General features: G+C 55.2%; 24 protein-coding genes. 7 read left to right on the plus strand and 17 right to left on the minus strand.

Annotated elements, in window-relative coordinates; genetic code table 11:
* Nucleotides 1–2: 2 nt before the first annotated feature.
* The 7 genes from ACR0L3_RS04940 to ACR0L3_RS04970 all read right to left on the minus strand — a co-directional run bounded on the left by ACR0L3_RS04940 (nucleotide 3) and on the right by ACR0L3_RS04970 (nucleotide 6,387).
* Nucleotides 3–1,223 carry an MFS transporter gene (locus ACR0L3_RS04940; RefSeq protein WP_480744120.1) on the minus strand — a complete coding sequence of 407 codons (1,221 nt, stop codon included), beginning with the start codon at nucleotides 1,221–1,223 and terminating at the stop codon, nucleotides 3–5.
* Nucleotides 1,224–1,293: 70 nt separating this feature from the next.
* Nucleotides 1,294–1,890: a YceI family protein gene (locus tag ACR0L3_RS04945; RefSeq protein WP_480744121.1), complete on the minus strand. Its 597-nt coding sequence runs from the start codon at nucleotides 1,888–1,890 to the stop codon at nucleotides 1,294–1,296.
* 339 nt (nucleotides 1,891–2,229) lie between these two features.
* Nucleotides 2,230–2,850: an ImuA family protein gene (locus tag ACR0L3_RS04950; protein ID WP_480744123.1), complete on the minus strand. Its 621-nt coding sequence runs from the start codon at nucleotides 2,848–2,850 to the stop codon at nucleotides 2,230–2,232.
* Nucleotides 2,851–2,907: 57 nt separating this feature from the next.
* Entirely contained in the window at nucleotides 2,908–3,489 is a 582-nt protein-coding gene (locus ACR0L3_RS04955; RefSeq protein ID WP_480744125.1) for a retropepsin-like aspartic protease family protein, read from the minus strand.
* A 41-nt stretch (nucleotides 3,490–3,530) separates the two neighbouring features.
* Nucleotides 3,531–4,151: a MarC family protein gene (locus tag ACR0L3_RS04960; protein ID WP_480744127.1), complete on the minus strand. Its 621-nt coding sequence runs from the start codon at nucleotides 4,149–4,151 to the stop codon at nucleotides 3,531–3,533.
* Complete coding sequence (locus tag ACR0L3_RS04965; RefSeq protein ID WP_480744128.1) at nucleotides 4,148–4,540, minus strand: ACT domain-containing protein; 393 nt, start codon at nucleotides 4,538–4,540, stop codon at nucleotides 4,148–4,150. The genes ACR0L3_RS04960 and ACR0L3_RS04965 overlap by 4 nt, the downstream gene beginning before the upstream one ends.
* Nucleotides 4,537–6,387, minus strand: a complete 1,851-nt coding sequence (locus tag ACR0L3_RS04970; RefSeq protein ID WP_480744130.1) for an ABC-F family ATP-binding cassette domain-containing protein — start codon at nucleotides 6,385–6,387, stop codon at nucleotides 4,537–4,539. Before ACR0L3_RS04970 ends, ACR0L3_RS04965 begins: the two co-directional genes overlap by 4 nt.
* Nucleotides 6,388–6,491: 104 nt before the next feature.
* Here ACR0L3_RS04970 and ACR0L3_RS04975 point away from each other — a divergent pair, with 104 nt between their 5' ends.
* Nucleotides 6,492–7,694 (plus strand): multidrug effflux MFS transporter, encoded by a 1,203-nt coding sequence (locus tag ACR0L3_RS04975; protein ID WP_480744132.1) that lies wholly within the window; start codon nucleotides 6,492–6,494, stop codon nucleotides 7,692–7,694.
* A gap of 102 nt (nucleotides 7,695–7,796) precedes the next feature.
* The gene (ndk, locus tag ACR0L3_RS04980) at nucleotides 7,797–8,219 is read left to right on the plus strand and encodes a nucleoside-diphosphate kinase (protein ID WP_008757405.1); all 423 of its coding nucleotides are present in this window, start codon (nucleotides 7,797–7,799) and stop codon (nucleotides 8,217–8,219) included.
* An 18-nt stretch (nucleotides 8,220–8,237) separates the two neighbouring features.
* On the opposite strand, the gene ACR0L3_RS04985 is transcribed toward ndk, so the two are convergent.
* Complete coding sequence (locus ACR0L3_RS04985) at nucleotides 8,238–8,618, minus strand: TfoX/Sxy family protein (RefSeq protein WP_480744134.1); 381 nt, start codon at nucleotides 8,616–8,618, stop codon at nucleotides 8,238–8,240.
* Nucleotides 8,619–8,922: 304 nt separating this feature from the next.
* Between ACR0L3_RS04985 and ACR0L3_RS04990 the strand changes: the two genes are divergently transcribed.
* From ACR0L3_RS04990 to ACR0L3_RS05000, 3 genes are read left to right on the plus strand one after another with little or no spacing between them, the layout of a single operon-like run.
* Complete coding sequence (locus tag ACR0L3_RS04990; RefSeq protein ID WP_480744135.1) at nucleotides 8,923–10,440, plus strand: CHAD domain-containing protein; 1,518 nt, start codon at nucleotides 8,923–8,925, stop codon at nucleotides 10,438–10,440.
* A gap of 3 nt (nucleotides 10,441–10,443) precedes the next feature.
* A complete protein-coding gene (locus ACR0L3_RS04995) occupies nucleotides 10,444–11,199 on the plus strand; it encodes a ParA family protein (protein WP_480744137.1) in 756 nt (251 codons plus the stop codon).
* The gene (locus ACR0L3_RS05000) at nucleotides 11,196–11,663 is read left to right on the plus strand and encodes a CYTH domain-containing protein (RefSeq protein ID WP_480744139.1); all 468 of its coding nucleotides are present in this window, start codon (nucleotides 11,196–11,198) and stop codon (nucleotides 11,661–11,663) included. The genes ACR0L3_RS04995 and ACR0L3_RS05000 overlap by 4 nt, the downstream gene beginning before the upstream one ends.
* Here ACR0L3_RS05000 and ACR0L3_RS05005 read toward each other — a convergent pair.
* The 8 genes from ACR0L3_RS05005 to ACR0L3_RS05040 all read right to left on the minus strand — a co-directional run bounded on the left by ACR0L3_RS05005 (nucleotide 11,660) and on the right by ACR0L3_RS05040 (nucleotide 23,133).
* Nucleotides 11,660–13,030, minus strand: coding sequence for a sensor histidine kinase (locus tag ACR0L3_RS05005; RefSeq protein ID WP_480744140.1), 1,371 nt, complete (start codon nucleotides 13,028–13,030; stop codon nucleotides 11,660–11,662). The two genes, ACR0L3_RS05000 and ACR0L3_RS05005, sit on opposite strands and share 4 nt — an antisense overlap.
* Complete coding sequence (locus tag ACR0L3_RS05010) at nucleotides 13,023–13,703, minus strand: response regulator transcription factor (RefSeq protein ID WP_480744141.1); 681 nt, start codon at nucleotides 13,701–13,703, stop codon at nucleotides 13,023–13,025. Before ACR0L3_RS05010 ends, ACR0L3_RS05005 begins: the two co-directional genes overlap by 8 nt.
* A 181-nt stretch (nucleotides 13,704–13,884) precedes the next feature.
* Nucleotides 13,885–15,321 carry a Do family serine endopeptidase gene (locus tag ACR0L3_RS05015; RefSeq protein ID WP_480744142.1) on the minus strand — a complete coding sequence of 479 codons (1,437 nt, stop codon included), beginning with the start codon at nucleotides 15,319–15,321 and terminating at the stop codon, nucleotides 13,885–13,887.
* 752 nt (nucleotides 15,322–16,073) lie between these two features.
* A complete protein-coding gene (locus ACR0L3_RS05020; protein ID WP_480744144.1) occupies nucleotides 16,074–16,673 on the minus strand; it encodes a nucleotidyltransferase family protein in 600 nt (199 codons plus the stop codon).
* A 31-nt stretch (nucleotides 16,674–16,704) separates the two neighbouring features.
* Nucleotides 16,705–19,122, minus strand: a complete 2,418-nt coding sequence (locus ACR0L3_RS05025; RefSeq protein ID WP_480744145.1) for a GcvT family protein — start codon at nucleotides 19,120–19,122, stop codon at nucleotides 16,705–16,707.
* Between the two features lie 160 nt (nucleotides 19,123–19,282).
* Nucleotides 19,283–20,590, minus strand: coding sequence for an HlyC/CorC family transporter (locus ACR0L3_RS05030; protein WP_480744147.1), 1,308 nt, complete (start codon nucleotides 20,588–20,590; stop codon nucleotides 19,283–19,285).
* Nucleotides 20,591–20,653: 63 nt separating this feature from the next.
* A complete protein-coding gene (locus ACR0L3_RS05035) occupies nucleotides 20,654–21,607 on the minus strand; it encodes a site-specific tyrosine recombinase XerD (RefSeq protein ID WP_480744149.1) in 954 nt (317 codons plus the stop codon).
* Between the two features lie 2 nt (nucleotides 21,608–21,609).
* A complete protein-coding gene (locus ACR0L3_RS05040) occupies nucleotides 21,610–23,133 on the minus strand; it encodes a hypothetical protein (protein WP_480744150.1) in 1,524 nt (507 codons plus the stop codon).
* A gap of 218 nt (nucleotides 23,134–23,351) precedes the next feature.
* Between ACR0L3_RS05040 and ACR0L3_RS05045 the strand changes: the two genes are divergently transcribed.
* Together ACR0L3_RS05045 and aroB are read left to right on the plus strand one after the other, a co-directional pair.
* Entirely contained in the window at nucleotides 23,352–23,939 is a 588-nt protein-coding gene (locus ACR0L3_RS05045) for a shikimate kinase (protein WP_480744152.1), read from the plus strand.
* Nucleotides 23,939–25,051 (plus strand): 3-dehydroquinate synthase, encoded by a 1,113-nt coding sequence (gene aroB / locus ACR0L3_RS05050; RefSeq protein WP_480744154.1) that lies wholly within the window; start codon nucleotides 23,939–23,941, stop codon nucleotides 25,049–25,051. The genes ACR0L3_RS05045 and aroB overlap by 1 nt, the downstream gene beginning before the upstream one ends.
* On the opposite strand, the gene ACR0L3_RS05055 is transcribed toward aroB, so the two are convergent.
* Nucleotides 25,052–26,122 (minus strand): site-2 protease family protein, encoded by a 1,071-nt coding sequence (locus ACR0L3_RS05055; RefSeq protein WP_480744156.1) that lies wholly within the window; start codon nucleotides 26,120–26,122, stop codon nucleotides 25,052–25,054.
* Nucleotides 26,123–26,134 lie beyond the last annotated feature (12 nt).

Raw genomic sequence — 26,134 nt, forward strand, 5'->3', positions numbered from 1 at the left:
TTTTAGTCTTCGCGCGACCGTTTTAACAATCGGCCAATGGTAAACGAGGTCCGAGGCGCATACACATAGTTCGTACGCTCTTCGGGCGTTGGGCGCGACCGCATCCTGGCAAGGCCAAAGACGATCAGGCCGATATGCCCAACGGCCACAAAGGCGAACAGTGCGCCGGGGCCGAATTGCTGGATCAGTGTCGATGAAATGTAGGGCGAGGCAATCGCCCCAAGCGCGTACCAGAACATAAGCGCCGCAGACAGTTCAACTCGTTCCTCGGTGGTGGCAAAGTCATTTGCGTGTGCCGATGACAATGAAAAGATCGGGAACGTCGTCAGGCCGAAGAATCCGGCAGCCAGCATAACGCCCAACGTGCCAGACCCGCTTGCTGCCATCGTTACTCCGCAGCTTAGGACTGCAGCGGCGGACAGCCAGATCAGTACCCAGCGACGATCATATTTGTCGGCCAGCCAGCCTAACGGGTATTGCGCCAGTGCGCCGCCCAGAACGAATGAGGCCAGGAAGAAGGCGATCTGGTCCACACCCAGACCAACTTCTTGCCCGTAGACCGGGCCAACCATTCGAAACGAGGCCGAGCTAAGTGCTGCGACGATTACGCCAGCCACAGCCAAGGGGGAACTGCGCCAGGCCAATTTGGGGCGCAGACGCGGCGCTTCGGGTGTAACCGGTTGGCTGGCTCGGGTCAGGGTAAGTGGCAACAAAGAGGCGCAGCACAGAATTGCGAGCAAGTTGTATGACACGTACGAAGCGGGTGGTAAAACGGCGATAATCAATTGCGCGCAAAGGGATGCACCCATGTCGGCCAGCCGGTACGTGCCCATAGCGCGTCCGCGGGTTTCGTTTGTGACCTTTGCGTTCAGCCAAGCCTCAATCACCGTGTAGCATCCAGCGACACAGGTGCCCGACGCAATCCTGAGGGCGGCCCAGATGTAGGGGTTTTCGGTTAGCGTATGTCCGATTAATCCCATCGCGCCCAACGCAGTGCAAACGGCAAAGGCGCGGGAGTGACCAACGCTGCCCATCAGACGCGGAGCCCACCAGCACCCGATGAAGAACCCGATGAAGTGTGCCGATCCCAGCAAGCCGATCTGTTCGGTTGTAAAGTTGAGTGTCAGACCCGAAATGGCATCCAGAGGTCCTACACCGCCCGTGGACAGCTGCAGCAGAATGACTGAAAGGAATAGGGCGGCAAATGAAATGATCGTGCGCATGATGGGCCCAGATTGCCCAATTGCATCAAGGATGCGCACACCTAATCGACTCTGAGCCGTCGTTTTTTGCCTATTTGACCCTTTTGATTTCCGCTTGGATGTCCAACCCGACGGTATCCTGTACCAGATCGGCATAACCAGACGCGCCGAAATCATGGCGGTTGAGGGCACCGATCAGGTGGATTGAGAGCATGTCCAGATTGTCTGCTGAACTGCCGGATGGGCGAAAGAGGTCGGCCTGTAGGGTGATGGGGCGTGTTACGTCGCGCAGCGTGAGGTCCCCGGTGATTTTGGCTCCACGTGAGATTCGCCCGCCATCACCAAGTTCCACCTTGGTTGATACAAAGTGGATCGTTGGAAAATTCGCGACATCCAGAACCCCAGAACCCAGCATTGCATTTCTGGCGAATGGAAACTTTGTTCGAGCGTCGGCAGCGTTCAGCGTGACGCTCACGCTGCTTTTGGTCAGATCACTTAGGTCTATCTGAACATTTGCGGCCTGTATTGGCATAGTTCCAGTTTGGGTCAGTCCAGAAAGATTAAAGGTAAAATCAATTGAGGTGCCTTGGGGCACCAATTCATAAGGGACAATCGCAGCATGAACCGGAGGTGCAAGGGGCAGGGTTGCCAGACCTGCCAACAGGGCGCGTCGGGTCAGTTGCGGCATTCAAGAACCTCCGACCTATGTAGGTGCGAACAGCTCAAAAACACTGCAAGGAAATTCGACATCCTTTTCGTCAGGAGAGTGCTGATCCGATTTAGGAAGGTGATCCAGATCAGTGTTTTGGTCATATTGAGACAGCCGGCTAATTGAACCAACCACTTTCGAATTGGCGTAAGGCCGGTAATGGCCCATGTGCCCATATTTACCGTTGTGGCGATGGCGAACGCGATCGGCAGGTGAAACCAGCAATATCTGCTTTCTTGGATCGAGTGGTTCATACAGAAAGGCTAGGATGGGGGCCGGGCCTTTGCCAATCACAAGATTTCTTAACTCTGTGATGTGTCACACCAAAGCATCTTCGGTTTCGATCCGGGTCAGGTTCAGTCCAGCGCGTGGTTTGGTCTGGGTCGCTTGCCAACTGACCGTAGGCAGGGCGCGGGCGCGGCGGCGGGTCAGGGTCCAGCGGCGGGCCTCACCCTGATGATTTGCAGCCATGTGCCAGCGGGTTTCGACGCCCTGCGCGCCGCCATCTTCGGGCGTGAGTAGTAGACCCAGCGGAGCCCGCCCCATAGCGCCGCCCTGTTCGGCCGCCAAATGCATGCGTCGCACTGGCGTCAGCCCCGGCGCGCCGGGCAGATCGCCGATGATCAACGGAATGGCCCCACTGCGTAGCGCCTCTTCCATGCACCATAGAAGATCTTCGGCGCGGGTGGGGCGGACGAAGATGAACCGGGCGGGATCGGCAAAGGGCATCATCCCGTCGGGATTCAGTTGGCTGGCCTCCCAAGTAGGCGATATCCACAGGACCGGCCCCTGCGTCTGACCAGCCAACCACATGGCAAAGCTGCGCCGGGCAGGGCCGCAGGCTTCGTGTACGCGGCCCAGTTGCAGGGTGATCCCATCATGAAGTGTAATCCCCGGCGCGATGCGCGCGGGTTTGCGGCCAAGAAGGTGTGTGGACATGCTGTAAATTTAGCATGTTCTTATTTTGTTCTCAATACGCAAATGTAGCCAACAGCATTAGCGAGACAGGATCAGGCGGCCATCGGTGAACTGAATATTCGAGAACCGGTGCAAGTAGTCCATGCCCAACAGCGATTGACGCAACTCGCCTTCGTTGACCCAAGCCGCAATACCTCGGTCTGTGATTGGCCCAAGCTCAATGCTATCCAGCCGGACAGGTGCGGTGCGGACTTCGCCGTTCGCGGTGGCTGCTCGGCCGAAATAGTTCAATTGATCGGGATCGATGCCAATGCGCTCGGCGTCCTGTTCGCTGAGAACAATCTGGCTGGCGCCGGTGTCGACCAGGAAGGTAACCGGCTCTCCGTTCACCAGAACTGGCAAGTAGTAGTGCCCGTCGTAAGCGCGTGGCACCTCGACTGTTTCGCCGGTAACCGTCATTTGCGGAGCTGGCCCAACCGTCGAGCGGATGTCTTCCCACAACCCGACAACTGCAATGGCACCAACGAAAATGAACACCCAAGCCATCGCTTGCTGCATGGTTTTGTTCAGCGATTGGCGGTTTTGCGAGACGAACCAAAACACCACCGCCGCGCCAAGCACGACAAGATACACCAAACGTCCAATATCGTCGCCGACCATACTGTTACCCTTACCAGTTCGTTACAAAGGTATATGGGGATTTACGACGCAAAACCAAAGGCCTTGAGACCGTCCAATATGAATTGAACCGACAGCGCCGCCAGCAGCATTCCCAGCAGCCGTGTCAACACGTTTAGCCCGGTCTTGCCCAGAATGCGCGCGATCAGACCGCCAGACAGGAAGAAAATCAGGACCACAGCCATTACAGCGAACATCACCAAAATGGCCTCAGCAATACCCAGAATGCCGGGATGCTGACCAGCCAGCAGGATAATCGTAGCAATTGACCCCGGCCCGGCCACAAGGGGAATTGCCAACGGGAACACGGAAGGATCGGGGTGCTCCTCTTCCTCGGCTCGGTCCTCGCGCCTTTTGGTGCGACGTTCGAACAGCATGTCCAGCGCCGTGAGGAACAGCAACGCGCCACCGGCAACGCGGAATGCCTCCATCGAGATGCCGACGAAACCAAGTACAGCTTCACCAAAGGCCGCAAAGGCGATCAAGATGCCTGAAGCCACCGCGCAGGTGCGATAGGCCGTCATGCGGCGGGTGCGGGCATCCATATCCTGCGTCATCGCCACAAAGATCGGCGCAGTACCAAACGGGTCGATCACCACGAACAACGTGGTGAAGGCTGTGATGAAAAAGGCAAGATCCATCATTTAACGGCACTTTCCTGAAGCTGTACCAAAAGCTTGACTGCCTGTTCGGCCAATTCCGAGGGCACATATACATGATCGTGGAAAAAGCCCGCGACAATGTTTGCAGGGATGTTTGCTTTCGCAAGCGCGCCTGAAACGGCAGCCGTTAAACCAACACCTTCAAGCGAAGAATGCACGCGTAGGGTAATACAACGCATCGCAACCGCATCCGAAGGAGCTGAAGCTGTAGGCACAATAAGGGACACCCCTTCGGGTTCGACACAGCTGGCGCGTGCTCCTTCGGGCCACGGTTTGTCTTGTGGATGAACAATGAACGCGAATTCGCCGGGCTGAATCTCGGGTTGCATACCCGCGATCATCGCTTGGGTATCAACGACAGGGGTGTTCATGCCGTTTCCGCCTGTTCCAGGCGCTCGGCTGCGGCCACCCAAAGTGTTTCGGCCTTTTGCATCGCCTCAACAACCTCGGCGAATTTACGGTTCCAAGTTTCAAGATCGTTGACCTTGTCATCCTCATACAGCGCCGGGTCTGCCAGTTTGGCTGAGAGTTTCTCGTGCATGTCCGTCAACTTTTCGATCCGGTCCTCGCATTTGCGCAGATCTGCCCTCAGCGCCAGTACGATTTCCCGTGAGGCGCGTTTGGGCTTTGTCACCTTTGGTTTTTCTTTGATCGGCTTGTCACGGCCCAGCAATAGGGCTCGGTAGGATTCGAGATCGCCGTCAAACGGTTTGACTGTGCCGTCTGAAACCAACCATAGCCGGTCGGCAACCAGTGACAGCAGATGCATGTCATGGCTGACCAGAACCACCGCGCCGGAATAGGCAGTCAGCGCTTCGACCAGTGCTTCGCGACTTTCGATGTCCAAATGGTTGGTCGGCTCGTCAAGGATCAGCATATGCGGCGCATCAATTGTAGCAACTAACAGCGACAAGCGCGCCTTTTGCCCACCGGACAGACGGCCAACAAGCGTTTCCGCTTGGTCCGCATTCATCCCGAATCCGGCTAGGCGAGAGCGCCACTTGCCTGGCGCTTCTTCCGGACGTAGGCGGCGCAGATGGTCCAGAGGTGTTTCGTCCACATGCAGTTCGTCTACTTGATGCTGGGCGAAATAGCCGATGCGCAGCTTATTGCTGCGCGTCATTTTACCGGCCATCAAGGGCAGACGGTCGGATAACAGCTTGGACAAGGTCGATTTGCCCTGACCGTTCTTACCTAACAGCGCTATCCGGTCGTCCTGATCAATGCGCAGGTTTAGGCGGCGCAGCACCTCGACATCACCGTATCCGGTCACACCGCCTTCAATCTGGATGATAGGCGGTGAAAGTTCCTCCGGCTCGGGGAACGAAAATGCGCGCAAGGCAGCCTCTTGCGGGGTCGAGACGAGTTGAATGCGCTCGATCATCTTCAGGCGCGATTGGGCCTGAACGGCCTTGGATGCCTTATAGCGAAAACGGTCTACAAAACTCTGTAGGTGCGCGATACGTGCCTTCGCCTTGGCATTCTCAGACTCTGCCTGCGCCAAACGCTCGGCGCGGCGTTCCGCGAACTTGTCATAAGGCACAGCGTAGTAGGTCAGCTTGCGATCTTCCAAGTGCAGGATCGACCCCACCGCACGATTTAGAAGCCCCCGGTCGTGAGAGATGATGATGACCGTGTGCGGATACTTCGCAAGATAGCTTTCCAGCCACAGAGCGCCTTCAAGGTCCAGATAGTTGGTTGGTTCGTCCAACAGCAACAAATCGGGTTGCGAAAATAGCACCGCCGCCAACGCCACGCGCATCCGCCAGCCGCCCGAAAAATCCGAGCACGGACGCAATTGGTCTGTGTCATCAAACCCAAGGCCTTTTAGGATCGAAGCTGCGCGCGCTTCCGCTGACCATGCATCTATATCGGCTAGGCGCGTTTGAACCTCGGCAATCCGAGTGGGGTCGCTTGCGCTGTCAGCCTCGGCCATCAAGGCGTTACGCTCTGTGTCGGCAGCCAAAACAGTGTTGATCAGTGAGACATCCGACGAAGGCACCTCTTGTGCCACGCCTCCGATCCGCGCGCGTTTCGGCAACACGATGTTTCCCGTCTCCAACGCCAGTTCGCCTCGGATCAGGCGGAACAGAGTGGTCTTACCAGTGCCATTTCGTCCGACAAGACCAACCTTGTGGCCGTCTGGAATAGTGGCGCTGGCGCCATCAAAAAGTGGGCGGCCTTCAACTGCATAAGTGATGTCTTCGATCCGTAACATGAGCCGCTCATAACAGAGCATCTCAGGCGCCGCCAGCGGCTTAGCATGTTCAACACATAGTGTATGTGCTAGCGCTGGTCCGGTTGGATTTAGACGGTTTAAATATGCGCGCGGCTTCTTCACCTCCATCTTTGGTCACCTTGGTGTTTGCGACGGCTTTGTCGGTGTTGACGCTGAATATGTTCCTGCCGTCGATGGCGCGGATGGCAGTCGATTTTCAAGTCGACTATGCGGTGGTGAACCTCTCGATTGCAGGGTATCTGGCGGTGTCTGCCGTACTTCAACTGGTTATGGGGCCTTTGTCCGACAGGTTTGGCCGCAGACCGATTTTGCTGATATGTATGGTGATTTTCTTTGCCGCGTCTGTTGGATGCGTTTTGGCCGAGTCGATCTGGGCCTTTCTGGCTTTTCGCCTGCTTCAGGCTGCCGTGATTGGGGGGCCGGTTCTGTCCAGTGCCGCGATCCGGGACATGTACCCGGCGAACGAAGCGGCCAGCAAGTTGGGTTACGTGGCAATGGCCATGGCGCTGGCCCCAATGCTGGGGCCGATGCTGGGCGGTGCGCTCGACAGCCTGTTCGGTTGGCGCGCCGGTTTCGTCCTCTTTTCCATGATGGGGGGCGGGATGTTTCTGTTGCTCTGGGTCGATATGGGAGAGACGAACACCAACCGCTCGTCAATCTTTGCGGCGCAAATGCGCGAATACCCCCATTTGTTTCGCGCCCGCCGATTCTGGGGCTACGCCTTGTGCGCTGCCTTTTCAATCGGGGGGTTCTACAGCTTTATCACTGGGGCGCCCTTGGTTGCGGTTGCGTGGTTCGATCTAAGTCCAGCGATGCTGGGACTTGGTATCGGTATCATCACCGGCGGCTTCATGGTGGGTAACTTCATCACGGGGCGGATCGCGGCGCATACAAAGCTGATCACCATGATCCTGATCGGGCGCATCATCGCGTCAACAGGGCCTTTGGTGGGTTTGCTGCTATTTTTATTTGAGAGTGGCTCGGTATGGGTGTTCTTCGGTGCGGCTATCTTTGTTGGATTCGGTAATGGCTTGACCAATGCTAACGCCACCGCCGGATTGATGTCGGTCCGGCCAAAACTTGCAGGCAGCGCTGCAGGTTTGTCGGGTGCAATGATTGTTGCCCTAGGCGCTGTTTTGACCTCGCTGACAGGGCTTTGGGTCAGCCCTGAGAATGGGCCGTTTCTGGTGCTGAGTATGATGTGTGCTTGCAGTTTCGCCGGACTTCTGGCGGCGCTTTACGTACGCTGGGTCGACCAACAACACCCTTTGCCTGATACGATCTGATCCACACCGCATCATAGTGCTTTTCATAAGGCAAATACCATGATACGCGGCGCGCGATGGATTTCGGCGCGATCCCGCGCCTTATGTTAAGGAGAGGCCGATATGGCACTGGAACGCACATTCTCGATCATCAAACCCGATGCAACCCGCCGCAACCTGACTGGCAAAATCAACGCCAAGTTTGAAGAAGCTGGCCTGCGCATCGTTGCGCAAAAGCGCATCCACATGACCAAAGCTCAGGCTGGCAAGTTCTATGACGTACACGCCGAGCGTCCGTTCTATGACGAGCTGTGCGAGTTCATGTCGTCCGCTCCGGTTGTTGTTCAGGTTCTGGAAGGCGAAGGCGCCATTGCTAAGAACCGCGAAGTCATGGGTGCAACCAACCCCGCAGACGCAGCCCCCGGTACCATCCGCGCCGAGTTCGCTGAATCAGTTGGCGAAAACTCGGTCCACGGTTCGGACGCTCCGGAAACCGCTGCGGTTGAGATCGCTTACTTCTTCTCGGGTATCGAACTGGTCGGCTAAACCGCTGTCAGCTTGGATTTATGGGCCGCTCCTGCTATCGGGTGCGGCCTTTTTTACTGGCTTTAAGTCATTGGCCGACACGCGGACGCCGATCGCGTCGAGGTCAGAGATCAATTTGCTCTCGGGCGCGGCGCTCACCCGTGCTTTGATCTTGTCAAACCGCTGGCGTAGCGCCTTTTTCTCCTCGCCCTTGCAGTCGTTCCAAGGGCGACCTTGCAGGCCCATCACCAAAACATAGTAACCAATGAAATGTGGTCGAGTTCCAGCTTGCACCACACGGGCATAGGCCTCATCTGGGCCAATCTCGCGCAGTTGCTGTGCAGTAAAAATACCCGCACGTGCGCAGGCTTGCTCGAAGGCTGGTCCAAGGTTGCGGATCGAAGAGACAGGATCTGACATGGACAACCTTTAGCCTTGTGTTTCTGCAGTGTCGAATTGACTTTGGGTCAGCTGTAATTTTGCCTTGTCTCAAGGCAAAGTATGCAATTTCATGACGTCATGCTGTCATGAGGTCGCCTATGTCCACAAGCTTTGAGTCCGGTGAAAAAGCCGGCAAACTTAAAACGACCTCATCGCTTAGCGAAGGTAGCATGATGTTAGACACGCTCAATGTTCCCGCAAGTGCCAAGGGGGCCAGCGTTCAAAAGACCATCAGGACACTGATGACTGAGTGTTTTAAGCTTCCGAAAAAGGGGTGGCCTTGATGGGGCAGACGAGCGGTTTCTTTGTTGTTTCTGGCAAGCTAGATCAAGCTGCTCTCTCGGGTGCGTTGAAAGGACTGAAGGCGGTTTTTCAACCCAGTAAAACCGCTCGGAACTTTGATTTGCTGGATTGCCATGATCAGTCGTTGCGGGCGAAAGGTCAGGTACTGATCGCATCGGGCGGTACCTTGCGCCTGTTACAGGATGACGGGCCCATGGCTGTCCAAAGATGCAAAGGCAAGGGAGCCTTTGTGCACGACTTGCCGGACGGGCCAGTCCGCGCAGCGTTGTCAGATTTCCCTAAGTTGCGCGCCCTGATGGGTGTCGGGTCGGGTACCGTTGAAACCAGTACTTTCGTTGTGCTGGATAACCTGCAAAAGACACAAGTGCGTGGGAGCGTGCTGTCCTTGATCACGGCCGAGGGGCAGGTGGCACTTGTGACCGTTAATCCTATGCGTGGCTACGACCGTGCCTTTCATACAGTTTGTTCAACGTTAAGGGGTATGGCGGATGGCGCGGCAGGCATTGAGTTGGTTTTTGCAAGCCTGTTGACGGATGCGGTTCCGTATAACGCTAAACCTGAAGTCAAACTGGGTAAGCAGGAACCTTCAATCGAAGTGGCGACGGATATTATTCACACTTTTATTTCGGTCGCGCGGCAAAACGAGGCAGGGGTCATCGCCGATATCGACACTGAGTTTCTACACGATTACCGCGTTTCTCTGAGGCGTGTTCGGTCGGTATTGAGCCTTTTCAAAGGCGTGTTTTCTCCAGAGCAGACAGCGGTGCTCAAAGGTGAATTTTCGAGTTTGATGGAACCCACGGGGCGGGTACGGGATCTGGATGTCTATCTGTTGGAAAAAGACATCTATTTCAGTCTGGTACCAGCCAATCTTCATCAAGGCCTCGAAGCTATGTTCTTGGAGTTTGCCAAAGAGCGAACCCGCGCATTGGCAAGGCTGTCCCGGTGGTTTCGAAGCGCTGATTACAATCAAAAAATGAACGATCTGTCGGCACTTTTCGCGGATGCAAATGGGTTGGAACCCGGTCCAAACGCGGATCGAGGTGCATACAACTATGCCTGTGCGTTGATTTGGAAACGCTATCGTAAGGTGTGCAAACTGGCGCGCAGCATCACGCCTGAAACTTCAGATGAGGTTGTGCATGACCTGCGCATTGATTGCAAAAAACTGCGTTATTTGATGGAATTCTTTTCACCTCTGTTCGACAAATCTGATTTTAAGAAACTTATCAAGCCTTTAAAAAAGCTTCAGGATAACCTTGGGCTGTTCAACGATTATTCCGTGCAGCAAGAGGCATTGTTTGAATTCGTCGCGTCCCAAAGCAACATGCAAAACCATGCGAACCCTCAGCTTGCAATGTCGGTTGGTGGTTTAATCGCAGTGCTTGACCAACGTCAAAAGGCCGAGCGCGACCGAGTCATCGCCAATTTCCAACACTTCGACAGCCCGGACATTCAGCACTTGTTCAAAACCCTGTTTCACCAAAAGGAGGATTGAGGAGTGAACATAATTGCCTGCTACAGCAACAAGGGTGGTGTGGGTAAAACCGCGACCTCGGTGAATCTGGCTTATGCCTATGCGCAGGCGGGTAAAACAGTTCTGTTATGTGATCTCGATCCGCAGGGCGCATCGGGGTTTTATTTCCGGGTTAAGCCGTCCAAAAAACTAACTGACACGCGGTTCTTCGAGGATGTTGCAAGATTTACCAAGTCTATACGTGCGAGCGACTATGAAGGTTTGGACGTATTGCCCGCAAACCTAACGTTTCGTGACTTCGACATCTTTCTCTCGCGCATGCGGAATAAGCGTTCGCGGTTGAAAAAGGCTTTGGCCACAGTGGGCAGCGATTACGACGTCATCATCTTGGATTGCCCACCGAATTTTTCGACCTTGTCAGAGAACATCTTTAAAGCCGCGGATCAGATCCTCGTCCCTGTTATCCCAACTACCTTGTCCGAACGGACCTTTGACCAGCTTGTAAGTTTCTTTGACGAACACGGATTGCCTAAGAAAAAACTCAAGGCATTCTTCTCGATGGTGCAGCGGCGCAAAACACTGCATTTGGAAACGATGGAAAAGATGCGCAAACTTTACAAAAAACGGTTTCTGCAAACAGAAGTCCCGTTTGCTGCGGATATTGAGCGTATGGGGCAAAACCGATCACCGGTCAGCACCTATGCTGGCCGAAGCACGGCAAACGCCGCCTATCAGGCGCTTTTCAATGAATTGGAAAATGGAGTGATTTCAAGTAAATGAGCACGGAAATTGAACGCAAATTCCTAGTTGCAGAGTTGCCTGATCTGAGTGGCGCTGAGAAGGCTGTTGTGCGTCAGGGTTACCTAACGGCTCCTGACGACTCGACAGAATTGCGGTTGCGTCAGAAGAACGACAAATTCTTCCTGACCCTCAAGGGCAGTGGTGCGATGGTGCGGGTCGAGCGTGAGGCCGAGATAACGTCAGAGCAATTCGAAGTATTTTGGCCCGAAACCGACGGGCGCCGCGTTGAAAAGGAACGCTACACCGGGCGATTGCCAGACGGTCGTGTGTTTGAATTGGATTTGTTTTCGGGTGACTTAGCACCGTTACGCTTGGTTGAGGTAGAGTTTCAGAGTGAAGCCGAGGCGCAGGCTTATACGCCGCCTGCTTGGTTCGGACCTGATGTAACCGCCGATAAACGTTATAAAAACAAGACGATGGCGATCAACGGCGTGCCTGCTTAGGGCTTGCGTGCCAATTTAATCACCGCTTCCAGGCCCGGATCACAGTTGCGGGCCTCAAATCCGCCCCCGTGCATATGTGAGATCGCAGCCACTAGAGCTAAACCCAGCCCTGCATTGCGTTCGGTGCGGGCCGGGTCAAGCGTTACAAACGGCATTTGAAGCTGCGACAGGTCTTCTTGCGGAACTCCTGGACCCTGATCGCGCACGCTGAGGCTGGTATAGGGGCCGTCCTCGGACAAACTGATCGTGATCGTCGTGTCGTGCGGTGCATAACGCATCGCGTTTTCCAGCAGGTTTGAAAGCGCTTGAGACAACAGCGGGCGGTGCCCTGGAATAGGCGGCGCTGTGCCTTGAACCTCCAGCCGAATTCCCTGATCGATTGCAACTGGGTCATAAAGTTCGACCACGTCTGCCACCAGCTGTTGCAGGTCTACGGGTTCGAACTGATCCCGTCCTACGCCCGCTTCGGCGCGTGAAATTTCGGTTAGTTGTCCCAAAACCCGAAGCACGTGGTCGATCTCTGCACTCGCCCGCGCGATATCTATCTCGCGTTCCTGATCCGATTTCGAAGGGTCGGATAGTGTTTCAACCCTTTGTTTCAGGCGCGACAGTGGCGAGCGCAGATCATGCGCGATTGAGTTCGATGTGGTACGAAGATTGCTGACCAGTTCCTCTATTTTATCCAACATGGTGTTGAGCGTTCCAGATACCTGATCGAACTCGTCGCCAGTTCCACGCAGCGGCATGCGTCGCGACAGATCGCCCGAGACTATGTTTTCGGCTGTGCTGGCGATATCGGACAAGCGGGAAAAGACCAGACGCGTGAACAGCCAGCCGGTCAAAACGCTCAGCGCCAGTGCAATTCCCAGCGCGATGCCGACGGAACGCAACAGGACCCGGTCAAATTGTTGTCGCGCCAACGCATCGCGACCGACCAGAAGCCGTTCGCCGCCAGTCAGACGGATCGAGGCCGCAGAAATCGGTACAAGCTGGTCATTGTCAGCCCGGCGTAGTTCAAGATCGACCCAGCCGCTGCCCGCAGCAATATGCTCGGGCCATTGCTTGAGGTTTCCGGCTAGCTTTACGCCGAACCGGTCTGTCAGCAGATACAAGGCGTCGCGTTCCGAGGCAGTGGGGATACGCCGTTCAATAGCGCGCATCAGTCCTAACAGGCCGCGGCGCTCATATTCATCGGCGAGGCCTGTTAGTTCTGCCGACACAACCGAGCGGGTCTCGCCTTCGATACTGCGGTTTGCCGTCACATAGACTAACGCCAACACAGTGGCCGTCAGCAGCGTGCTGAGAACCATGCTGGCCAGTACGAGTCGTGTACGAGAATTGTTGAAGGAAAGCCGTATGTTATCCATCAGATATCATGTAGCCGGCACCCCGGACGGTTTCAATCAACGGCGGCTCACCACCTTCATCCAGTTGGCGACGCAACTTGGAAATATGCACATCCACCACATTTGTATTCGGGTCGAAATGATAGTCCCATACGCCCTCAAGCAACATGGTTCGTGAAACCACGCGGTTTTTCCGACGCAAGAAGAACTCAAGGATTTGGAATTCACGCGGGGTAAGGGTGATCTCACGCCCATCGCGAGTGACCTTACGGGTCAGCAAATCCATCTCGAGGTCACGGCAGGTCAAAGTCGGACTTTCTTCGGCTTCCTGTGGGCGGCGTAGCAGGGCTTCGATCCGTGCATGCAGTTCCTGAAACGAAAACGGCTTAACCAGATAGTCGTCTGCTCCGGCGCGCAGGCCTTTGACACGCTCGTCAACGGCACTCATCGCTGTAAGCATAAGAACCGGAGTTTTCACGCCAGCCGCACGCATGGACTTGATCAGTGACAACCCGTCTAGGCCGGGCAGCATCCGATCGAGAACCACGGCGTCAAATCCACCGTCAGTAGCATGGTAAAGTCCTTCGCGGCCATCCTCGGCCGCTTCGACGACATAACCTTCTTCACCAAATCCCTTGGCGATGAAATCCCGTGTGTCTTCGTCATCTTCGACGATCAATAGGCGACGGCTCATGATCCGAGTTCCTTTCTACCGGGATTTAAACACAAAATTGGGACAAAGCACATGGTTTGGCTAAACAATCTGCCGGGTGCGAAGTTTCGCACCCGGCAGTCCCAGCGGTTTGCGGACAATTCAAACCACCGAGGAGGCGCCCGCCAGATTTCCCCATCACGTGGCGCGCGCGGGTGTCAGATCAGGCGATTTCCACCGCAACGAAGATCTGGTTTCCACCGCGATTTATCAGAACAAGCGCAGGGTCGGTCTTTTCGCTGTCCAACGCGGCTTTTAGAGCATCGGGCGTTGTGGTTTCCTGACCACCGAGCTTCACGATCACATCGCCTCGCTGCAGGCCAGCCTTGGCTGCTGGGCTATCAGGCTGCAGGTCGGTTACAATCACGCCGTCGACATTGTTCCCCACACCCACTTCAGCGCGGGTCGTGTCGGTCAGCGGTGCAACTGTCACACCCAACGCGGTGCCCGATACGGCTTCGTCAACCGACTTATCGATCTGAGCCGAGGCACTTTGGTGTTGGCCAATCGTCAACTCCAGCTGTTGTTCTTTTCCGTCGCGCAGAACATTAAGAACGCTGTCGGTTCCTACTTTGGTTGTGCCGACTAAGATCGGAAGGTCGCTGCTGGAATCCACAGCTTCGTCGTTGAAGGTCAAAATGACGTCGCCTTGTTGCAGTATGCCTTCGGCTGGGCTGCCTTCGACTACGCCTGACACCAGTGCGCCAGTGTAGCTGTCTATGCCCATGGCCGCCGCAAGTTCAGGGCTAATATTCTGGATCGACACGCCCAGCCAACCACGGCTGACCTGACCATCGTCGCGCAAGTCGGATGCGATATGTTCAACGATGTTGGACGTCACAGCAAAACCCAGACCCACGGACCCTCCGGTGGGCGAGTAGATAGCCGAGTTCACGCCGACCACTTCACCGTCCATGTTGAACAACGGACCGCCCGAATTGCCTTTGTTGATGGCAGCGTCGGTCTGAATGAATTCGGCATACGGTCCTTCCGAGATGTTGCGTCCTTTGGCTGACACGATCCCGGTCGTAACGGTAGAATGCAGCCCAAATGGATTGCCAATGGCAACAACATCTTCGCCAACACGGATCTCGTCGCTGTCGCCCATTTGTACAGCCTGCAGATCCTCGCCCGCGTCAATTTTCAGCACGGCAATATCGGTTAGTGGATCAGTGCCAACGATTTCGGCCTCAAAGGTGCGATCATCTGACAGCCGCACGGTTACAGAGGATGTGTTATCGACGACATGGTGGTTGGTGACGATGTAGCCGTCGCCGTTCAGGACGAACCCAGATCCCAGTCCCTGCGCAGGTCCACGTTGCGGCGCATCGAAGCCTTCGGGTGTGCCAAAGCGTTTGAAGAACTCACCGAATGGATGCTGATCAAAATCAAAGTTCTGTCCCTGCGTTGGCATCGGCACGGCTTTTTGCTCGGCGATGATGGTCACGACCGACGGCGACACGTTTTCCACCAGATCGGCGAGGGCTTCATCGGCCAGAGAGGGCAGGGCAGTGGTCGCCAGCAGTGCAGCGCTTAGCGCGCCTGCACCAACCCAACTGTATGTCCCGGGCAAAAGAAGAGAGGATTTGCGGATGCTCATTTTTTTCTCCTGTTTATGTCACGCGGTTGCGGCCGCGCGTTGAGACAGGAGATGCGCCATCTCTCTGAGTGTTTCCTGAGTAATTCGTTAAGAAATCTTAATTTTGCCACAAAGAGGCGGTTCTTTCCGCTGGATATCGGTCGTGATCGGAGGAATCGCGCGAATCACTCGCTTCGAATCGGTGGATTGTTGCCGATATTTGGTCCAAATCGCGAAAAGGGTTGAATTGAATCAATTTTGTTAACAAATCACGCGTCAAATTTTTTGACTTCAAAACGATCGTCTTTTGGTTGTGAGACTTCTTGGTCTTGGGCGCGTTTATTGGAAACAATCAATAGCATATTAGCCAGATATGTTGATAGGTTTGCGGTTAATCTAAACTTGGTGTGAATTCGCCAGTTTTAGCGCTCAACTTAAGGTGGAAATGGTTTTCCTGGATGTTGCGGAAAAGCCATTCTGAAATCGGCAAAATTTCTCTTTCAATCGAATTTTACGTTGTTTGAAGCCATCGGATGAGTGACGATGAATGTGCCCAAGCGAGGGGGAGCCGATGGCACTAGGGGGTGCCTGAGGCTTGTCACAGTCACTGGAAACGCTAAGCGGCATGTTAACGAGGGGGTCTTGTTTAGGTTCGGCGGCATAATTGTCTAAAATGCCTTTGGGTGTTTTTGGCAGCGTTTTTAGGATTGATGAAAAGTGGTAGTCCTGTTTTGGGTACCGGCCCGGTCTTAAAAGACCGGGCCGTGTTACATTTAGGTGGTGCGTTTTTTACGCCACGCGGCCCACTCCTCAGGCGTGTCTAGGTCCAGCAGAGCATTTTGAGCGGGCAGCAGGTGCAAATGCACGTTGTCTGCACACGCGCGTACAACTGATTGGGCGCCTTGGTCGCCTTTCAGTCGTTTGAGTTTCTCAAACAGGCTGTGGTCAAAAATGACCGGATGACCAGGTTTGCCAGCATTCGTAGCACCGCGCCAAATCAGCTTATCCGGGTGGGATCGAACAGAGGACAATACAGCCTCTAGGTCCTTCGACGAGATGTCGGGTAAATCCGCCAGCAAAATCATAACGGCTGGGGCATCTGGGGATACATGTGCCATTGCACCACGCAGACTGGCATTCATGCCTTCGTTGGCGTCTAAAATTTCAACTCTGCACAATTCCAAACCATCCAGAGCCTCATATCGTGGGCTAGGTGCGGGAGGCAGCGCGACGATAACCGGCGCTGCCTGTTGTGCTATCTTGGCTGCGCGGCGCAACAAGGGTTGGCCGTCTACAATTTGCAGCAATTTGTCTGTACCGCCCATGCGGCTGGATTGCCCCGCTGCAAGCAGGATGATGGGTATCTGACTCATACACCCATCATGTATTTGCATTTAAGCAGTGTCATCCCCGCATACGTGCCCCATCGGCGTCAAATAACGGCTTCGAGATAACTTTGGCTTTTCGCATTTGGCCCAGGATTTCGATTTCGACTTCCAATCCATCCGCCACTCGATCCTTGGGTAAGAAACCCAATGCAATCGACTTTTGTGCGTGGTGTGAATAGCCACCCGATGTGCAGAAGCCTACAACGTTGTTATCCAACCAGATGGGTTCGTATGCGTTTACATCGGCATCCTCGGCGTCAACTTCGAACGCGACCAGTTTTCGCTTTGGCCCTAACGCTCGATCCTCTTCGGCCGAAGCTCGGCCAATAAAATCAGCAGTTTTCGAAAAAGCTATGAAACGATCCAAACCTGTTTCAGCTGCAGTGTAGTCTGGCGAAAATTCTCGCATCCAGGAGCCAAAGAACTTGTCCAAGCGCAGGCTCATCATTGCTCGCATGCCAAAAGGGACCATGTCATGTTGTTGTCCAGCGTTCCACAAAGTCCACCAAAGCTGCCGTTGCGCCATCGGATCGCAATAGATTTCGTATCCAAGGTCACCTGTATAGCTGACCCTTTGGACAATGCAGTCTGTCATTCCAATTGTCATGCGCCGCACGTCCAGAAACCGCAGATCCGAGATATCGTCTCGGGTGCAATCAGACAAAACCTCTGTGGCTTTGGGGCCTGCGATCTGAAAACCATTCAGCCGGTCGCTGATGTTTTCAATTTCTACGCCTTCCTGCCGTTGCTGTAGGAACCAGCGCATATGACACGCTTGACTGCCGTATGAGGCAGTCAGGTGGAATTCCCCTTCATCCAAGCAGGAAACGGTAAAATCGCCGATCAGCTTGCCTTTGGGGGATAACATTGGCGTCAAGGACACGCGGCCCGGTTTTGGCAAGCGTCCGGCCACGACGCGATCCAGCCATGCACGAGCTGAGCGGCCAGTGATACGGTATTTACCGAAGTTGTGCACTTCATTTATGCCAACTGAATTGCGAACCGCGCGCACTTCGCGGCCCGTTGCATCAAACGCGTCCGAGCGACGGAAAGACGGTGTCTCATATCCCGGCTCATCGCCTTGGGCGAAATAGTTCGGGACTTCGAGCCCGTACTGTTGACCCCACACCGCGCCCAGATCGCTGAAGATATCGTACATTGGTGTTGTGCGGTTTGGTCGAGCCGCAGGAAGTTCTTCGTTCGGATAGGCGACGCTAAACCGTTTTTGATAGTTCTCGATGACTTTTGGGCGAGTATAGCCAGGGCTGATCCAGTCGCCGAACCGAGCCACATCCATGGCGAACACGTCGCGCTCGGGTTCACCCTCAATCATCCATTGGGCCAGCGTTAGGCCAACTCCGCCGCCTTGGCTGAAGCCTGCCATTACGCCGCAAGCCGACCAGTAGTTACGCATTCCCGGCACCGGGCCTACCAAGGGATTACCGTCCGGTGCAAAGGTGAATGGTCCATGGATTACCGATTTAACGCCAGCCTCGGCTAACACAGGGAACCGTTTGTAGGCGAACTCGATACTTTCGGTAATCTTGTCGTAGTCGTCCGGCAAAAGCTCGTGCCCGAAATCCCAAGGCGTGCCATCGACTGCCCACGGCTTGCAAGGCTGTTCATAGAATCCGATGCACAGCCCGCGTCCTTCCTGCCTCAGATAGCTTTCACCTGCTGGGTCCATCACATGCGGGTGCTCACCTCCGGCGTCGATGATCGCCTCAATCTGAGGGATCGTGTCCGTTACCAGATACTGATGCTCCATTGGATGCAAAGGGAAGTAGGCGCCCGCCATAGCGCCGACTTCGCGCGCCCAGAGCCCACCGGCATTTACGATATGCTCGGCGTGGATAGTGCCCTTGTCGGTGACAACATCCCATGTCCCATCTGGGCGCTGGTTGGTTTCACGCACCATGCAATGGGTTTCTATCGTGGCTCCGCCCATCCGTGCCGCCTTGGCGTAAGCATGAGTTGTACCCGATGGATCAAGGTGCCCGTCTAAAGGATCGTAAAGTGCACCGATGATCCCGTCGGTGTTGGTGATAGGCGCAATCTTCTTGATTTCTTCGGGGCCGACGATTTCGGTTTCCAGTCCCATAAATCTATGTTTGGCGCGCTCAGCCAACAGCATGTCGAAACGGTCCTGATTGTCAGCCAACGTCACGCCGCCCACGTGGTGCAGGCCGCAAGACATGCCGGTGATCTCTTCCAGCTCTTTATACAATCGGATCGTATACCCCTGCAGCGCGGCCATGTTGGTGTCGCCGTTCAAAGTGTGAAACCCGCCCGCTGCGTGCCAAGTCGAACCACTGGTCAGTTCGGAACGCTCCAGCAACATGACGTCCGACCAGCCCAGCTTGGTTAGGTGATACAAAACGGAACAACCAACGACACCGCCGCCAATCACCGCCACGCGGGTTTGAAGTTTCATGAACGCCTCCGTTTGTGTTTTTGCCAGTCTGATCAGCGGGATTGCGGATGCAACGCCGAAAGCGACAAAACATGTCGCTACAGCAAGCTGATCTTATCAGTGGTCGCAGGCAAATCTGGCAAATTAGGTTGCAACCCGGCGCCAGATTGGGGGCTCTTTTCTAAAGAGGGCGGATTTTCAGTTCCGTGACACGGTTACCTTCCTTTGCGGTAACTTCAAATCGAAAGCCGTGGAATGAAAATACCTGACCAACAACCGGGATCATCTGTGCCTCGTGAATGACCAGCCCGGCGATTGTGTTCGCCTCTTCATCCGGCAGGGACCAATCCATCGCGCGGTTAGCGTCGCGGATTGTCATCGCGCCTTCGACAAGAAACTGCCCGTCTTCGGTACGGGTTACGGGAACATCTTCCTCGATATCGAATTCGTCGGCAATTTCGCCCACGATTTCTTCCAGAATATCCTCAAGTGTGATCAAGCCGCGTAAAGAGCCGTATTCGTCCACCACCAACGCAAAGTGGCTTCGGATGCGTAGGAACTCTCGCATCTGATCGTCCAACGTCGTGGTTTCGGGCACGAAATAAGGGTCGTTGGCGACCTTGGTGATGTCAAATCCGGCCAGAAGTTCTGAGTTTCCTTCGGACCCACCAGCCTGCGCGTACATGGCGCGGAAAAGGTCTTTGGCATGGACCACACCGATAATGTTTTCCGGTTCGTCTCGGAACACAGGTAGGCGAGTGTGCCGGCTTTGCAGACACTGTTCGAGAATGGCATCCGGCTCGTCATCGGCATCGATCATTTCGATATTTGAGCGGTGTAGCATGATCTCTTCCACCGCGCGGTCGCCCAGATCCAGCGCGCCAAGGATACGGTCGCGATCTTCCTTTTCGACCACGCCTTCTGAATGTCCCAGTTGCAGAGCGCCTGCGATTTCCTCGCGAACGGCAAGGATGTTGCTGTCCGGATCAATTTTAACCCCAAACAAACGCAGTACGCCACGCACCAGAAGGCGTACAGCTGCAACGATGGGCGAAAAGACAGTGACCACGATGCTTATGATCGGAGCGACGGCTGATGCCGCTTTTTCCGAATTGGTGATGGCGTAGGTCTTGGGCAGAACTTCGGCAAAGATCAGCACAAGCAGGGTCATTACTAGCGTTGCCAAAGCTACGCCGCTTTCGCCAAACAGTCTTGTGAACAGCGCCGTGGCCAGCGACGCAGCGAGGATATTCACCAGGTTGTTGCCCAGCAGAACCGAGCCGATCAGCCGTTCGTTGTCGTCGGTGATGTCCAGCGCCTTTTGCGCCCCGCGCGAGCCCTTGTCGGCCTGCGCCCGCAGCTTACCGCGTGACGATGCGGTCAATGCCGTTTCAGAACCTGAGAAAAAGCCCGACAGAACAAGCAACAACAAAATGGCGCCTGTGGTAAACCAGAATGCGCCGTCGATCAGAGAAGGTGAGGGTTCCATCGGTCCTTGTTTGTTGGTGTAGTTGCATCCGTTATGGGGGCGCTACCCCTGCGGATCAAGGGGTTAGCCCTTGTCTGCCGGGTCTTTAGCCAGTGGGTGATGCTCTAACACCAGCTCTGCCAAACGCTCATCCAGAACGTGGGTGTATATTTCAGTGGTCGCAACGTCGGCATGACCCAGTAAGGTCTGGATCGACCTTAGGTCGGCTCCGTTTGCCAAGAGGTGCGTTGCAAAGGCATGGCGCAACGTATGAGGTGTGACTTTCTCGGGTGAGACACCGCCCTGAACCGCTAGTTCTTTGACCAGCAGAAAGAACATGTGTCGCGTCAAGTGCCCAGACTTGCCGCGCGAGGGGAACAAAAATTTGGATCTTTGACCACCGTCAGCAACAAGCTGATCCTCGGTTTCGTCACGGACCATGAGCCACGTCGCCAATGCCTCACGAGCAGGCGGGGAAAGCGGCACCATTCGTTCCTTGCCGCCTTTTCCCAACACCAGCAGCATGCGTGGGTCGCCCCGGGCAGAGGAAACCGGTAGCGAAACCAGCTCTGTTACGCGCATGCCCGTGGCATAAAGAACCTCCATCAGGCAGGTGTTGCGCACACGGTCCGTCGCAGTGCGCCCGGTTTGACGGGCAGCTTGCAGCAACTTGTCGACCTCGGGCACGTCCAACGTTTTGGGCAGACGTTTCTGTCGCCCAGGGCCTTTAATTTGAATTGCCGGATTAGTGTCGCGCCAGCCTTCTTCGAAAGCAAAACGATAAATCTGTTTGATCGCTGAAAGCCGACGTGCGCGAGTGGACTGCGCCAGCCCCTGCGCGTCGCAGTCGATCAGATAAGCTTCGATCTGATCCCGTTCAGCTTCGGCAAATCCGAACTTGCGCCGCTGCAACCAAGCAGCAAAATCCTTAAGATCACGCCCATAGGCTAACAGGGTGTTGTTGGCTGCGCCCAACTCGGCAGCTTGCGCTTGTAGGAAAGTGGAAATCCACAGGTCCGAAGTCGCTGGTGACACCATGATCAGGTGCCCTGCAAAATCAGAAGGTTCAGGGCTGCACGGCGTGCAGTGTCCTCTAACCCAACGCGTCGTAGCGTTGCTATGGCGGCGGTCAGATCGACCAAGTTGCCGCGAGCGCCATGAGCAAACAATTCCATTGTTTCAAGTATAGCTTCGCCCAACTGATTGTTATTCAGCATTGCTTCGATATCCGACGGGATTGGGGCAGCCCAAGCAAACCCTTGAGCCACAGCGTCGGCTTGAGGGGACGGGGTGCGCGCGCGTCGTGGATCACCCTGTGCCAGGGCTGCTAAAAACAGCGTTTCCTCAGACTGATCAGGTGGCGATAACGCGGCGGTCTCATAAAGTTCGGAAAGCAAAAGGATACGCCAACGCAGGTCTTCGGCATTAGCGTCCGGAAGCGAGAGTTGCGCCAACCGTCCGGCAAACAGTTCGGCGAATGGAACCTCAAGTCCAACGCTGCGCATTTGGTCCCAGGCAAGGGGCAATGCTTTGGCTATCGCCCCGGGTTTGCCAGATTCAAGCGCGCTTTCGAATTTCTGAATCGCTGCGACCCGGTCCCAGACTGCGCCAGACGCGGCAGGATCACGTTCGGTGTAAAGACCCAGCAATTGGTTGGGAGTTAACGCACCAATCCGTGTCAATCGTTCAGCTGCTTCAATCTGTGCTTTCCAACCAGCCACATCCCGCAGGTCGGCATTGGCAAAAGCGCGCGGCAATGGGGCAGAGGGCAGGCGTTCACCGATCGCTTCGAACAAGCGAAATGACAGAGGATCAGGACTATCGGGTTGCGGTAGATACTCAGCGTCCTCAAAAAGTTCGGGGCTAAGGAACCGATCCAGCAAATCCAATTCCTCTGGCGGCAATACCTGTAGTGCATGGGCGGCTTCGAGCGTCAGGGCAGCGGAAGCCCAATCCCCGCGGCGAGCCTTGCAAAATATCTGCGCCGAATAGTCTTGGGAAAGATGCGGCTGCGCAATCAGAGCAGTGCAACTGCGGTCCTCGTCCCCTGTTAGAAGGGTCGCGTCAAACCAACGCTGAAACCGTTCGCGGCTGTCCGTGGGGCCGGCCAGTTGAACCAAAGATTGTACGGGGTCTGCGGCACCTAATTGCATCAGCCGGTCGAGCCGCGCAAGCAAGAGGGTTTCCTCGGCATTTTGTCCGGTTGGCGCCCGTGCTTCGGAAAGAAGCAGGGTGAATAGCAAGCGTTGCATCGCAGGGCTGTACCTAACGGGTACGCGACCAATCAGCTGCGCCAAACGATCCGGATCACTGTTCTGCCAAATGTCGACAGGCAATCCGGTCACGGACGAAGAAACCAGCCCGAGCGGCGGCGATAGTGCCTCTAACGGTGTGACTTCGACATCCGGTTGCATACCGGTTTTTGTCACCGGTGGTTCCAACAGAACCGTTCCCGGCAAGTTTTCTGGCGGGTTGCTCAACCACTCAATAACGGTGAGAGGTTCCTGTTGCGCCTGCGCCGATCCGGCAAGGAACAACGCGAACACGGCGGCTTTATTCGACATTCAGTATTACCGGTTCTCGTATCTCGTCTTGTGGTGCCGAGAAGTCTACACCAAAGAACGGTCCTAGATAGGCGTATGCCACCAGCCCGATAAAACACAGGCAAATTAGATATAACAGGAACTTTATCAGACGACCCATTGCTCAACGCTGCCCCAATTTTCTCTTTTGATATAGTTATAGCTAGCATTTTTCGTAAGATCACGTCATTCACGGTGAAATGAGCGAAATTAAGCATAACACCTCCCACTTGGACCCGGATGCGGGCTTTGCACTGCACAAAACAGTGGTTCTTGTGGGCATGATGGGCGCAGGTAAGACCGCTGTGGGCCGTGCACTGGCTGCGCGGCTGGGTGTTCCTTTCCTCGACAGCGATGCCGAGATCGAATCAGCGGCCAATATGACCATCCCAGAGATTTTCGAGCGCGACGGAGAGCCGTTTTTTCGCGCCAAGGAAAGTCAGGTCATCGGGCGCTTGCTGGACGAAGAAAAAGGCATCCTGTCGACCGGTGGTGGAGCGTTTCTTGCCGAAAAGAACCGTTTGATGATCACTGAACGCGGGGTGTCGGTCTGGCTTCGGGCCGATCTTGAGGTTCTGTGGAATCGCGTCAAACACAAGGACACGCGCCCCTTGCTGCGTACTGCGGACCCTTACGCAACGTTGCGAGGGTTGTATGAGCAGCGCGTTCCGGTCTATGCGCAGGCTGATCTGATCGCTGACTCCGATGGTGAAACCTCGATCGAGAATATGGTCAACCGGGTGGTGGATGCATTGGCGACACGCCCTGATGTTTTGGAACGGAAGTAATGCACCAAACCGTACATGTATCGCTCGGCGAACGCTCGTATGATGTGGAAATCGGACCGGATTTGCTCGCGCATGGTGGTTCAAAGATCATACCGTTGCTTTATCGACCCAAAGTCGCTGTGGTCACCGATGAAAACGTAGGGGCGCTGCACCTGGATGCGCTGCGTGACGGTTTGGCTTCAGCCGGGGTCGAGATGACGTCGCTGACTTTACCCGCTGGCGAAGCAACCAAAAGCTGGCCGCATTTCGAACGCACCGTTGAATGGCTGCTGGCCGAGAAGATCGAGCGTCGCGATGTCGTGATTGCTTTTGGTGGCGGTGTCATAGGCGATTTGGTCGGCTTTGCCGCGGCTGTGTTGCGGCGTGGAGTACGGTTCGTGCAAATTCCAACCTCGCTACTTGCACAGGTCGACAGTTCGGTGGGTGGTAAGACCGGGATCAACGCGCCGCAGGGTAAGAACCTGATCGGGGCGTTTCATCAGCCGTCTCTAGTGCTGGCCGATACTTCAGTGTTGGGGTCGATGACAAAGCGCGACTTCTTGTCTGGCTATGGCGAGGTGGTGAAATACGGCCTGTTAGGGGATTCAGCGTTCTTTGAGTGGCTTGAAACCAACGGACCGGCTGTTTCAGGTGGCGATATGGCCGCACGAGTGCATGCAGTGACACGTTCGGTGCAGATGAAGGCCGATATCGTGGCGCGAGATGAGACCGAGCAGGGCGATCGCGCACTGCTGAACTTGGGACATACTTTCTGCCATGCGCTTGAAGCCGCCACTGGTTATTCTGACCGACTACTGCATGGTGAGGGCGTGGCCATTGGCTGTGCGTTGGCGTTCGAGTTGTCTTCGCGCCTAGGTTTATGTTCGCAGGAAGACCCCAGTCGCGTACGAGCGCATTTGCGGGCGATGGGTATGAAGACAGATCTGGCTGACATCCCTGGTGATCTGCCGGGCGCCGAAGCTTTGGTTGATCTGATGGCACAAGATAAGAAAGTTATCGACGGTCAGCTACGGTTCATTCTGGCCCGAGGGATTGGTGACGCCTTTGTAACCTCGGACGTCCCGCGTGAGGCGGTGATTTCGATTTTGGAAGATGCGTTGGCGACTGTTTGATTAACGACTGCGGATCACCATCAGCTCACCGATGTTCTCTCGTGTAATATAGCCAACCATGTTTCCGGCCTGCGTGCACACGGCAACGGCTGGGGCACCTTTGTGCAATGCGTCCAAAACCCTTTCCAGGCCGCTGGTCAGTTGGACTTGTGGAATATTCGTTTCCATTATCGACGTAGCGAGGTCCGATCGAGGCTTGTCCCCGGCTAGTGCTGCGAAAAGTCGGTTTCGCGTTACAAAACCCAACAAATCGCCGCTGGAATTAAGCACCGGAAATTCGTGTTGCGTGGTGTGAATGACGGCCTGTGCAGCGCTGGCTAGAGTGTCGGACTGGGACAGAGCGTGGAATTCCGTGATCATTGCATCGCGGGCCAGAACCCGGCGCGCGACCGAACGCATTGCAACGTCCTGACTTTCTGAATTTGCGGCGACGAAGACAAAGACAGCGATTAGTACCAATATGGCGTTGCCAGTGCTTAATCCCCAAAAACCAAAAGCGACAGCAACAATTTGTCCACCCAAGGCGGCAACTTTAGTGGCTTTGACCCGATCCATCTTCAAACATAGCAAGGCCCTGAAAACCCGGCCGCCGTCCATCGGAAAGGCAGGGATCATGTTGAAGGCGGCCAGCAGTAGGTTCACGTAAGCCAACCGATTCAGCAGGCTCGGATCAGTTGAGTCAATTTGGGCCATTGTCTCTAATGGCATTCCGGCCCCAAAGGCGACCAACACGATCCAGATGACTATGTTTACGGCAGGTCCAGCCAGCGCGACCCACACCTCTTGCATTGGCTGTTCCGGCATCCGTTCCAGCCGGGCTAGACCTCCAATTGGCAATAGGGTGATATCTGGGGTTTTGATCCCGTATCGCCGGGCCATCAAAGCATGGCCGAATTCATGAGCAACGACACAAGCAAACAGTGCCAGTACGAAGATCAGGTTTTCAATAGCAGCCGGTAATCCACCATTGGAATAAGCAGCGAACCCAACCCAGGCCAGCAGCAGGAAAAAGGTGACATGGACCCTCAGTTCCGACCCTAGAAACCGGCCGAGTGAGAAGGACCATGTCATGCTATGTCTCCG

Source organism: Ruegeria sp. CK1, assembly GCF_056536545.1.

Bases quoted from the DNA above. Each gene is read 5' to 3' on its own strand.
- ACR0L3_RS04940 (WP_480744120.1), bottom strand. From the start codon at position 1,223: ATGCGCACGATCATTTCATTTGCCGCCCTATTCCTTTCAGTCATTCTG.
- ACR0L3_RS04945 (WP_480744121.1), bottom strand. From the start codon at position 1,890: ATGCCGCAACTGACCCGACGCGCCCTGTTGGCAGGTCTGGCAACCCTG.
- ACR0L3_RS04950 (WP_480744123.1), bottom strand. From the start codon at position 2,850: ATGTCCACACACCTTCTTGGCCGCAAACCCGCGCGCATCGCGCCGGGG.
- ACR0L3_RS04955 (WP_480744125.1), bottom strand. From the start codon at position 3,489: ATGGTCGGCGACGATATTGGACGTTTGGTGTATCTTGTCGTGCTTGGC.
- ACR0L3_RS04960 (WP_480744127.1), bottom strand. From the start codon at position 4,151: ATGATGGATCTTGCCTTTTTCATCACAGCCTTCACCACGTTGTTCGTG.
- ACR0L3_RS04965 (WP_480744128.1), bottom strand. From the start codon at position 4,540: ATGAACACCCCTGTCGTTGATACCCAAGCGATGATCGCGGGTATGCAA.
- ACR0L3_RS04970 (WP_480744130.1), bottom strand. From the start codon at position 6,387: ATGTTACGGATCGAAGACATCACTTATGCAGTTGAAGGCCGCCCACTT.
- ACR0L3_RS04975 (WP_480744132.1), top strand. From the start codon at position 6,492: ATGCGCGCGGCTTCTTCACCTCCATCTTTGGTCACCTTGGTGTTTGCG.
- ndk (WP_008757405.1), top strand. From the start codon at position 7,797: ATGGCACTGGAACGCACATTCTCGATCATCAAACCCGATGCAACCCGC.
- ACR0L3_RS04985 (WP_480744134.1), bottom strand. From the start codon at position 8,618: ATGTCAGATCCTGTCTCTTCGATCCGCAACCTTGGACCAGCCTTCGAG.
- ACR0L3_RS04990 (WP_480744135.1), top strand. From the start codon at position 8,923: ATGGGGCAGACGAGCGGTTTCTTTGTTGTTTCTGGCAAGCTAGATCAA.
- ACR0L3_RS05000 (WP_480744139.1), top strand. From the start codon at position 11,196: ATGAGCACGGAAATTGAACGCAAATTCCTAGTTGCAGAGTTGCCTGAT.
- ACR0L3_RS05005 (WP_480744140.1), bottom strand. From the start codon at position 13,030: ATGGATAACATACGGCTTTCCTTCAACAATTCTCGTACACGACTCGTA.
- ACR0L3_RS05010 (WP_480744141.1), bottom strand. From the start codon at position 13,703: ATGAGCCGTCGCCTATTGATCGTCGAAGATGACGAAGACACACGGGAT.
- ACR0L3_RS05015 (WP_480744142.1), bottom strand. From the start codon at position 15,321: ATGAGCATCCGCAAATCCTCTCTTCTTTTGCCCGGGACATACAGTTGG.
- ACR0L3_RS05020 (WP_480744144.1), bottom strand. From the start codon at position 16,673: ATGAGTCAGATACCCATCATCCTGCTTGCAGCGGGGCAATCCAGCCGC.
- ACR0L3_RS05025 (WP_480744145.1), bottom strand. From the start codon at position 19,122: ATGAAACTTCAAACCCGCGTGGCGGTGATTGGCGGCGGTGTCGTTGGT.
- ACR0L3_RS05030 (WP_480744147.1), bottom strand. From the start codon at position 20,590: ATGGAACCCTCACCTTCTCTGATCGACGGCGCATTCTGGTTTACCACA.
- ACR0L3_RS05035 (WP_480744149.1), bottom strand. From the start codon at position 21,607: ATGGTGTCACCAGCGACTTCGGACCTGTGGATTTCCACTTTCCTACAA.
- ACR0L3_RS05040 (WP_480744150.1), bottom strand. From the start codon at position 23,133: ATGTCGAATAAAGCCGCCGTGTTCGCGTTGTTCCTTGCCGGATCGGCG.
- ACR0L3_RS05045 (WP_480744152.1), top strand. From the start codon at position 23,352: ATGAGCGAAATTAAGCATAACACCTCCCACTTGGACCCGGATGCGGGC.
- aroB (WP_480744154.1), top strand. From the start codon at position 23,939: ATGCACCAAACCGTACATGTATCGCTCGGCGAACGCTCGTATGATGTG.
- ACR0L3_RS05055 (WP_480744156.1), bottom strand. From the start codon at position 26,122: ATGACATGGTCCTTCTCACTCGGCCGGTTTCTAGGGTCGGAACTGAGG.